The sequence below is a fragment of the Brotomerdimonas butyrica genome (assembly GCF_025567305.1).
Lineage (GTDB): Bacteria > Bacillota > Clostridia > Peptostreptococcales > Anaerovoracaceae > Lentihominibacter > Lentihominibacter butyricus.
Window position 1 is genome coordinate 39,139 of sequence record NZ_JAOQJP010000016.1, and the last position, 10,991, is coordinate 50,129.

Consider the following 10,991-nt stretch of genomic DNA (forward strand, 5'->3'; position numbering starts at 1 on the left):
GCTGCCGTTGTTCTGTTTGTCGACAGAGCATGTGATATTGAATAAAATACTATATGCTTTTACAGTATCTTCAGTATTTATTTATGGAGCAGCACAGGTAGGCGCATTTCTTTTTTCTCCGTTGTCAGATGTGCAGTATTACGGCATAATGGGAAATCCGAATCTTTGGGGCGAATATCTTACGTTTGCACTTGTATCGATACTGTATCTTTATGAGAAAGTCAGGAAAAAAGCATCAAAGGTATTTCTGCTGATATTATTTGGGATATCCCTTGCTGAGCTGTTTTTTTCGCGTTCCAGAACATCTATGCTGGCAGGTATAGTTGTAATAGTGGTATATCTGATATATGCATGCTTAAGCAGAAATGATCTGAAGAAAAAAGTGGCTTCTTTGATCATAGCTGCGGTCATTTGTTTTCCGGCAACGTATGCTGTACTGTCTTTTGTTACACCTTATATTGCAGAAAGTGTTGGGATAGAAATCGAATTCAAAGCAGAGAGTCTGACAGAACAGTTTGCGGCAACATCGGACAGGTATCTGAAAGGCATTGCAACAGAAGGCAGTATTTCATCGGGAAGGGTAGAAATATGGCGTACATATTTTTCGAATCTCTCAATGAAAGGTCATGATCCGGATCCGCTTGAAGTGAGACGATACAGCGATGTTTTTGTAAAAATGGATGCTCATAATACGTTCCTGCAGGTGGCATATCAGGGAGGATATCCTGCTCTGCTGTTTTTTGTGGTATCGATTGGCATGTGTGCATTTGATTATTTTAAAAAACTCTTTAGAAAAAATATCGGCTTATATGAATGCTATGCCTTGGCAACATTGTGTTCTGCGGTTGTATATATGTTACTGTCAAGTTCTTTCAGTCCGTATACGGTATTTGCGATGTTCGGATACTGGATATTTGTGATACCGGGATATGTGACAGATGGAAGTGAAGATCTAAAGCGAGCTGGTATCAGAAGAGAAAAGTAAAGTTATAGATATGCTTTATAGTTAAGGAGAAAATATGTGGTACAAACTGAAAGACAATACGTTTGAATTCAGTGATTATATGCATTTTTCCGATGGAGATACGGATTATTACTGTAATGGTATTTTCTTCATACCGGGATTCAAGGCAGGGATGCAGAGCATTATCGAAATGGCAAGGATGTACAGACAAAAAGGTGCATTTGATTTTATCGACTATTTTGGAGCATTTGATTTTTTTGTAAAGGAAAAAGACAAGTGTACTTTTTTCACCAGTAATGGTATAAACAGGTGTTTTTTTTACAATAAAGAATATGTATCCGATGATATGCTGGAGATAGTAAAGAACAGTGAAGACGCAGCATTCGATGAATCTGCAGTATGCCAGTATTTTACTTATGGCAGAATATTTTTTGACAAGACATATATACAGGATGTATATATGTCAAACAGCAACTGCTATTATACTGTAAAAGATGGCATGATAACAAGGCATGACAAAAATATCGGAGATCTTTCAGATCGTGAGAAAGGAATAAGCCCCGAAAGATTTTCCGAGATCATTACGGATTCGTTGTCGGATGTAAAAAAGGTTCTTTCTCTTACGGGAGGCTTTGACAGTCGTTATGTACTGTCGATGTTCCTGAAGAATCCTGAGCTTATAGATACATCTATTTGTGGGTCACAGACAGGTCATGCGGATTTTGAGATATCAGAAAAAGTTGCGGAAAAAGCAGGTGTGGGGTATTCTCAGATCTATGTGCAGAAGCCTGAAGTCACTGAGGAGTATCTGGTAAGAAACTTTTTTGAGAGGAACGGATATTTCAATACATTGAATGATGGCGTGTTCAGGCTCAATGAATATCTGCAGATGAAAAAAGATGCCGGGTATGAGTGCCTGATGACAGGAGATTCCGGGATTTTCCATAAATCTGATGAATGGCCGCAGTATTTTCCGTTTTACAATTCCCCTGTATACAGCGTAAAGAGAGACTACCGTAATATAATACTGTGTAACCGGAAAGGGCTGCCGTTCTCAAAAAAATTCATAAAATATTTCGAGGATGATCAGAAGAAAATAATAGATCATCTGGAAGCAAACAGACGCAGTATCAACACGAAAAATTGCGACTGGTTTTCATGGTATCTGTCAAGGCCTGCAAGCTATTGTCCTCTGTATAATAATCAGAGTAAGATCATAGCGTCATATCCGCCGCTGCTGGAATACAGGTGTGTGATATATTCATACAATCTGCCCCGAAGAAAAAGACTTATGGCTACGGGTATGAAAGAGTATATAACTTCGGTAAATAATGAAATGGCTGCTGTACAGACATTAAGCGGTTCCACGACGTCCAGTGAGAAAAAATACAGACTAAAAGATATTGCAGCATCACTGATGTATATCGTTAAAGCAGCAGGCCGGCTTTTCTGCAGGATCTTTATGCCTGATGCCAGTGTGTCACACAGTATCACCGACTGGTCTTGCGAAGCAGATATCAGAAGTCTGGAAATAGCAGAAAAAGCCGTACGATTCGGAAAGAGTAAGGGATGGCTTGAAAGCAGCATCAATGTAGAGAATATACAGTATGATATACTTTTAAAATTGATAGAGGTATTTCTCTTCAAAGAGTATCGGGAAGGAAATATCAGCAGGTAATTGCTGAAAAGCAGTAAAAAGTAGTAGGTAAATATGGGTAAAAAGGTTTTTATTCTTGGGGGAGCAGCCTCTATATGGATAAAGGAATATATAAAGAATATACACTATAAAGAAGGCAATGAAGTGTGGATCGCTTTATTTGAGAAGCCTCCGGCAGCGTATTTTGAAGAGTATGAAAAAATGGGAGTTCATATTCTGGATCTTTCAGAGAAGACTGGCACAGCAGGGAATTTTTACAAGACCGCAGGACTGATACAGTTTGCATTGAAGCATCGAAAATGTTTCTTTGACCATATAGAAATACATTGCCCTCCCAGTTCAAGACAGGCAGATATATTTGCGGTCGCTGCAAAAATTATTGCTGTTAAGACTATCGTGGTATTCTGGGGGTCAGATATCCTTAGAATAAACGATTCTCAAGTCAGACAGATAAAGAAGATAGTAGATATTGCAGATCAGATAAATCTCAGTACCGGGGAGATGCGAAAAGCATTCAGACATTTTTTCGGGAATAAATATGACACCAAGATATCATCTGCTAATTTTGGCAGTCTGGCATTTGAAGAAATAAGGAAAGCAAAAGAGGGTAAAAGCAAAAATAAGTTAAAAGGCGGATTTGGGCTGGATCCAGACAGAATATCTGTTGCAGTAGGGTATAACGGCAGTCAAAAGCAGCAGCATCTTAAGGTCATACAGGCACTGGGCAGAATGGATGAAAGTTCTAAAAACAGGATCGAGCTCATGCTGCATGTCCCGGATTGTACTTTTTCGTATATGGACGAGCTTAGAGCTGCATTGACTGCTTCGGGAATCAGTTATATTATAATGGATGAAATGATATCTCTTGAGCGGATCGCTGAACTGAGATGCGCAATGGATATATTTATACATGCGCAGGTGACAGATGCACTGTCAAGCACGATAAGGGAGTATATTTATGCAGGTACTGATCTCATCAATCCAGTCTGGATACGATATGATGAGTTTGACAGGCTTGGCATAGAGTATTGCCGCTATGATGATTTTGATATGCTTGAAGAATGTCTTAAAAAGCTGATTGATGGAGAAATCAGGATCGATAGTGAAAGAAATTCTGAGATAATATACAGGAATTATTCATGGGATACTGTGAGAAATGAGTGGCTGGATATATATGTCAGTTAGATCTGACTGATGTACAACGCAGTATAACGAGCTGGAAATGATATTTGTAGCGAGAGTAGTAAAACGATTTGCAAAAATATTACAAACTGTTATAAGGAGAGTTAGTATGCGATATCAGAGATGTAGCAGATGCATTATGGATAATGCTTCTGATCCAACAATAAGATTTGATTCGAATGGAGTGTGTAATTATTGCACAAAAGCTTTAAGTGAGATAAATACGACGACATATTTTCCAAATGAAGAAGGTCAGCGGCGATTGGAAAAAATGCTCGATGAAATAAGGCGAGTTAATAAAGACAAGGATTATGATTGCCTCATGGGTATTTCAGGTGGACTGGATTCTGCATACCTTGCATATTTAGGCTATAAATGGGGACTGAGGATCATGGCAGTGCATATCGATGATGGCTTTGATACAGATGTATCAAAAGAAAATATAAAAAAGTTGTGCAAGGCTGCGCAGATTGAATTAAAAGTAATAAAGCCAGATGCATATCAGTTCAATGAGCTGACCAAAGCATATATGCGCGCAGGTGTGCCTAATTTAGCGATTCCACAGGATAACATTTTATTTGCTTTTTTATATGATATTGCAGAAAAGAGCAGGATAAAGTATTTTCTTTCAGGTGGAAATTTTGCTTTGGAAAGCATTCTGCAGCAGGGTAATACATATAATGCAATGGATATCGTCAATCTAAAGGATATAAATAAAAGATTTGGACATGCGCCAATAGATAAACTGAAATTCATTTCATCATACAAAAAATATTTAATGATGAAAACTGGGAAATTAGTCAACCTTAGACCATTAAACTATATAAATTATAATAGAGAGCAAGCTTTATTAGATTTAAAAGAGTTTTGTGATTTTAAATATTATGGCAGAAAGCATTTGGAGAATGTTTTAACTGCTTTTTTGCAGTTGTATTGGTTGCCGAACAAGTTTGGGGTAGATAAAAGAACCTCACATCTGTCAAGCATGATCGTATCAGGACAGATGACAAGAGAAGAGGCTCTTAAAGAAATCGAAAAACCAATCGTGGATGAAGAGTTGATGCGTGAGTATATAGCTATCATAAAGGAGAAAATGGGTATTTCGGATGATGAGTTTGAGGCTATAATGGCATCTCAGATTCATCAGCATGATGAATATAAAATCGATAAATTGTCGATTTTATTAAGAAAGATAATAAGCAGATAAAATATGGATGGGGAGGTAAAGAAGAATTTCTTGATGACTTATGAAGATTTGTATTGTAACGGGTAACCTTATAGATAATTATGATTCTAGTTTCGCATTTGATCAGGCTTTGGCATTGTCCGGTTTTGGGCATGATGTTGTGGTTTTAGCATTAGATATGAGGTCTATTAGAAGAAAGAGGAAGCTTGGGATCAGGAAGCATAATCATAGAGGTATTCATATATTACAGTATAGTTTTCCGGTAAGTACTATTCCTAGAAAGTATTCAGCTGTGATCGAGGAAATGTGTTTTATAGATGGATTTAAGCGCCTGACAAAGGAATATGGCAGGTTTGATATCATACATTCACATTTTCTAGAGGAATCATATATTGCGGTAAAAGGTAAAAGAAGTCTAAAAGGAAGCGTACCTGTTGTTGTAACAGAGCATTCAAGTCTTGTTCACAATAAAAGGATATATTTAAAGAAGCGCATCATTGAGGAGTGTGAGTTCACATATAAAAATGCTGATGCTCTGATTGCAGTCAGTGAAAGCCTTTCAGAAACAATTATGGATAACTTTGATGTAAAGTGCAGGACTGTTTACAATGTGTTTGATAACAGTATTTTTAATATGCATGACAGGGAAAATATAGAGGGTAAACCTTTTGTTTTCGTTAGTGCAGGAAATCTGACAACTAATAAAAGAATGGACTTGTTAATTAAAGTATTTAAACTTGCATTTAACAACGATCCTAATTATATTTTAAAAATATTTGGTGATGGACCAGAATATAAAAGGCTAAATGAATTGATTCATGATCTGGAATTGGAAAGCAACGTGTTTTTAATGAGAAACCGGCCTAGGTATGAGCTGGCAAAAGAATATAAACATTCGAATGCGTTTGTTCTTTTGTCAAGAAAAGAAACTTTTGGGGTGGCATATATAGAAGCTATGGCATGTGGGCTTCCCGTAATATCATGCAGATCAGGTGGTCCAGAAAGCTTTGTAAATGAAAAATGCGGATGCATTGTTGAAGATGATAAAGATGATATCAAATCAGCTATGCAGTCTATGGCTGCGCAGTATAAAAATTATTCTTCTATGGAAATTTCCAGATATGCTGAAAACAATTTTTCTCCAAATGCTATTGCAAGACAGCTAAGCGATATATATATATGTTTGACAAAAGGAGATAAAAATTCCAGCGACGATATACCGGATAATGCTGACTGAAAAGACTGCAATATGTGTAGCATGAGTTTTGCCTGAAATGACAATGTGAGAGCCATGAAGATGTTAGAGAAGTGGAACATAGATTACAGAGGATAATAAATTGGAAGGTTTAATAAAAAAATTAGGACAGTTTTCAGTAGGACCGATAATAGGAGCGGTATTAGGGTTTATTACAGTGCCGGTCATCACGTATTTTATAACACCGGATGAATACGGAAGAGCAAGCATGTTCACACTGGCGATATCTATCCTTCAGATGTTCGTGTTTCTCGGGATGGATCATGCATATACGAAGAGATATTATGAATCAGAGGACAAGATAAAGCTGCTTACGAATGCGATGCTGCCTTCAATAGTACTGGTCACACTGATAGACATCGTGATATTCATATTTAGAAAAGATGTGTCTGTTTTGCTGTTTGATACAGATAGCGAAATGCTGTGTATATATGCATTGATGGTGATACTCCCGGGGCTTGCTGCAGAAAAGTTTGCGCTGATGGATATAAGGATGCAGCAAAAAGGACTGCTTTATTCTATGATGTCGATACTGCTGAAGGCGCTTACTCTTGTATGTATGGTACTGCTGCTTGTTGGATACGAGAGGAGCTTCAGAGCCATAGTGATAGGGACGACACTTGCGCAGCTGATATATACAGGCGTGATCCTGTTTATAGAAAAAAGTCGTTTCAGGATAAGATTTTCACTGCTTGACAGACGCGAAATGAAGAGACTTGTCAGGTTTGGACTGCCTATAGTGCCGACCATGATAATCGGATGGGCACTTAGCGGTATGGACAAGGTCATGCTCAGAGGATTCTGTGATTATTCAGAGCTGGGAATGTATGAAGTCGCTTTTAAAGTTGCTAATATAATCGGTATAATACAGGCATGTTTTACGAGTTTCTGGGTACCTGTAGCGCATCAGTGGAATAATGAAAATGTTGAAAAAAATAATTTTGTGAAAGCCGGACGCATCGTTGCATTCATAATGACTGCGATATTCGTGTGTGTACTGCTGGTAAAAGATGTGATATTCATGATACTGTCCGATGAGTATTCAGAAGCAGTAAAGATCGCACCGTTCCTGATGATGTATCCGATCATGTACACTATATCAGAAGTTACGGTAATGGGCATATATTTCAAGGAGAAGACAATGAACCTGATAGTTGTATCAGTTGTTTCATCAATAGTGAATATCGCCCTGAACTGGATGCTGATACCCGTATGGGGAGCGGTAGGAGCATCGATAGCGACAGGCCTCGCATATGCTGTATTTTTCTGGGTAAGGACAGTGATATCAAGGAAAATATGGTTTAGCTTTCCGCTAGGTGCATATATATTCGTGACCGCAGTGCTGATAGTGTCAAGTGCACTTAACGTACTGATAGATGGATGGCTGATATATGCTATCAATGCTGTCATACTTATAGCTGTAGCAGTTTACTTTAAGACCGAACTGTGTGAGATATGCAGATTAGCTTTGGATTTTTTAGTAAAGCGTAAGAAAAATGTTGTTGAAGTAAATAAGAAATAATCAATAAGAAATGATGAATGAAAGCAACTGTGCAGGGACGATACTTGTGCGGTTGTTTTTTGATTAAAGAAGTATATATTTTGCTGACCGTTACAAAAGCAATCATCAATTAAAAAGTAATAATGTTCAAAATAGTAAAAATAATCATGTAAATATTGCTTATATGGTTGTTTTTCCTTTCTTTAATGGTATAATGAGAATGATTTAGAATATCTGAATCAAGTCTGTATTTACAGGGAGGTATGCAATGCATAGTATGATGAGAAGAGGAGTGCGGATACTATTTGCGTTTGTATTGATCAGCGCTATATGCATCAGTGCAAATACGAACATTTCCTATGGTGAAATTAAAACTATTACTTTAAATGCAGCTGGAGGAACGTTTAAGGACACAGGTGAGGAAATCAAAGAATATGACGTATCATTTACAGATGATACGGGTATGATGGAGACTGCTGATTTTCCTGAGCCTGAGCGAGAGGGATATGCCTTCCTTGGATGGGCATATTATGTGGGTGCGCCTATGCCAGGTAGTTATGTCAGCAAAGATACAGATCAGCTGTATGCTTTCTGGAAAAAGAATAATGACCCAGTGCCATACGGTTGCAAGATCAGTTATTTTGATAAAGTTTCAAATACAGAAATCGCAGATTTTAGTGTTAATATCGGCAAAGGTATCTCTTTAACTTTGCCGTCTTCATATGACCGTGAAAAAGGAATCAAACTCGAAGGCTATTATCCTGATGGAAGCTCATTTGAAAAGGATATTACAGTATTTGAAGATGGTGTGTGGTACTGTTCAGTAGAGTCGGAGTCTATCGATAAAACAGAAAAGCAGACATACATCATAAGTGTAGTTGAAAGAGATGATGCATTGCGGACAATAGACTTCGAAGGCATAGTAGGCATCCAGCTGGCAGATCCGGAGTCTGTGGATGAATCAGGTTATCCGACGCGAATGATAGCGATACCTGTGATGATATCTGAGGCAGTATCAGAAAATGGAGCTGAGGTAGAACTGCCATATGGAGTACTGGATAAGGGCTGGAAAGTTAATATATTCTGGGAGTTGAATTTTGAAGGCGCCGGCATAAACGTCGGTGACGGGTATAGTATGGTCGGTAAAAAAGATATCAGTGCAGATCTCAGGAATTCACTTCAGAAAAAATATGTATTCAGGGATTCTGACGGCACAGAGCATGATTTTGTGCTGAATTTTACTGAAAGTGATGGCAGCAGCACAGAGTTGAATGATCTGGCGTTCCTGTTCTGGGATGGTGAGTCGTATGATGAAACCGGAGATAAACTGTATGATGCATTATCCGTGGATTTAGAGGCAGCGATGACGAGCAAAGGTGCAGAGATCGTGCTGCCGTACTATTATGATAAAGAACGCTGCGGCAGCATATTGACCGGGCTTAATGATCCGGAAAACTTTGCAGAAGTTTCCGGGCTGGAGGAAAGCTATGATCTGGACGGCAATGGAAAATGTACGGTCGAATTCACCGTGACTTCTGCAAATGGAAAGAACACTCAGAAATACAAGATCACTATTGTAAAAGACAGAGATGGCAGCAGTACCGAGCTTGAAGCACTGCAGCTTTTATATGGTGATATTTATATGACCGAAGAAGATCAGTATGTACCTGTGGATATCGAAGCAGCCAAGACTGAAGCTGGAGCACATGTTACGGCACCGGTCAACAAGTCAGCAAAAGATGTCAGATTCAATTTGTATGCAGAAACCAGGAACTTTGCAACTGTGGATGATAAAGGCAATACATCCCTGATATGGGAGCCGGATATCTACAAGCGCCCAGAGGCATATAACAAGACAAGTGATACACTGGAATTCACCGTGACTTCTGCAAATGGAAAAAACACTCAGAAATACAAGGTGACTGTATGGCAGAAAGGTGCACAGGAAGAGACTGATATAAGCACGCTGAAGATTACAGGGATTGCTGATAAAGAATATACCGGCAGTGATATAGAGCAGGATATCGTTATAACTGATGGTGATAAAATTCTGACAGAAGGAGTCGACTATATTCTGAAGTATGAGAATAACAGGAAAGTTGGACAGGCAACGGTCACTATAAGCGGTCAGGGGTCATATACAGGAACTGTGATAAAGAACTTTAAAATATATAAGAAAGATAGTGGTTCATCAGATGCCTTTGATAAAGTATCAGGTGGTAAAAGCATGATCAGGATCGCAGGCGACAACCGTTACGCCACTTCGACTGCCGCTGCCGATGCTCTGAAGAAGAGTCTTGGAGTTGACAAGTTCGATAATATCATAGTAGCAAGCGGAGCTGACTATCCGGACGCGCTGGCAGGCAGTTATCTGGCAAAGGTGAAGGATGCTCCTGTGATGCTGGTCGGCAAGGATGCGAATACCGAAGCTGATGTCAAGCAGTACATAAACAAGAACCTGAAGAAAGGCGGTACAGTATATCTGCTTGGCGGAACGGGTGTAGTGACCTCAAGATTCGAAAAGAGTCTGGGAGATTTCAAAGTAGAACGACTCGGCGGTCAGACGAGATACGAGACCAATATAGCGATACTAAAAGCTGCAGGCGTGGATAAGGAAGATCTGCTCGTGTGCACAGGCGAGGGCTTTGCAGACAGCCTGTCGGCGTCAGCAGTCGGCAAACCGATACTGCTCGTTGCAGGCAGCGGAGTGGATGACACTCAGAAGAAATACTTAGGCAGCATGAAGATAAATGATATCTATCTGATAGGCGGAACAGGCGTAGTAAGCGATAAGATCGGAACACAGCTGAAGAAATATGATCAGGACGATAAGTGTGAGCGTGTAGCCGGACAGAACAGATACCTGACGTCGGTGGCGGTAGCGGAGAAGTTCTTCACTGATGGCAGTGACAGTGCAGTACTGGCATATGCCATGAACTTCCCTGACGGCCTTGCAGGCGGACCGCTGGCGCTTTCCATAAAAGCTCCGCTGATACTGACAGACAACAGTGGGTACAGCGATGCGGTGGCTTATGCGAAGAGCGCAGGTATAAAGAAAGCTGCGGTTCTCGGCGGACCGACGCTGATATCCGATGGTGTAGTGAAAAACATAATCAGATAAATATGAAACAGAGAAGGCGGCAGTTACGTGCCAATGTCATTAAGTTAAGCGACATTGGACCGGGCGTTTCTTAAAACAACAAGACAGAGTATATCTCAAAAAGGTATGCTCTGTTGTTTTTTTTT

Annotated in this window: 7 protein-coding genes; all 7 read left to right on the forward strand. The window is 39.4% G+C overall.

Going from position 1 to position 10,991, the window contains the following annotated elements; translation table 11 throughout:
- Nucleotides 1-37 precede the first annotated feature (37 nt).
- The 7 genes from OCV59_RS10895 (at nucleotide 38) to OCV59_RS10925 (ending at nucleotide 10,866) form a co-directional block, all read left to right on the forward strand.
- Nucleotides 38-985 (forward strand): O-antigen ligase family protein, encoded by a 948-nt coding sequence (locus tag OCV59_RS10895; protein ID WP_262584353.1) that lies wholly within the window; start codon nucleotides 38-40, stop codon nucleotides 983-985.
- 34 nt (nucleotides 986-1,019) lie between these two features.
- Complete coding sequence (locus OCV59_RS10900; protein ID WP_147594469.1) at nucleotides 1,020-2,642, forward strand: asparagine synthetase B family protein; 1,623 nt, start codon at nucleotides 1,020-1,022, stop codon at nucleotides 2,640-2,642.
- A 33-nt stretch (nucleotides 2,643-2,675) separates the two neighbouring features.
- The gene (locus OCV59_RS10905; protein WP_147594470.1) at nucleotides 2,676-3,806 is read left to right on the forward strand and encodes a glycosyltransferase family protein; all 1,131 of its coding nucleotides are present in this window, start codon (nucleotides 2,676-2,678) and stop codon (nucleotides 3,804-3,806) included.
- Nucleotides 3,807-3,912: 106 nt separating this feature from the next.
- Nucleotides 3,913-5,010 carry an N-acetyl sugar amidotransferase gene (locus tag OCV59_RS10910; RefSeq protein ID WP_262584354.1) on the forward strand — a complete coding sequence of 366 codons (1,098 nt, stop codon included), beginning with the start codon at nucleotides 3,913-3,915 and terminating at the stop codon, nucleotides 5,008-5,010.
- 40 nt (nucleotides 5,011-5,050) lie between these two features.
- Nucleotides 5,051-6,226, forward strand: coding sequence for a glycosyltransferase (locus OCV59_RS10915; RefSeq protein ID WP_147594472.1), 1,176 nt, complete (start codon nucleotides 5,051-5,053; stop codon nucleotides 6,224-6,226).
- A gap of 100 nt (nucleotides 6,227-6,326) precedes the next feature.
- Entirely contained in the window at nucleotides 6,327-7,766 is a 1,440-nt protein-coding gene (locus OCV59_RS10920) for an oligosaccharide flippase family protein (protein ID WP_147594473.1), read from the forward strand.
- A 247-nt stretch (nucleotides 7,767-8,013) separates the two neighbouring features.
- Complete coding sequence (locus OCV59_RS10925; protein WP_147594474.1) at nucleotides 8,014-10,866, forward strand: cell wall-binding repeat-containing protein; 2,853 nt, start codon at nucleotides 8,014-8,016, stop codon at nucleotides 10,864-10,866.
- Nucleotides 10,867-10,991: the final 125 nt, after the last annotated feature.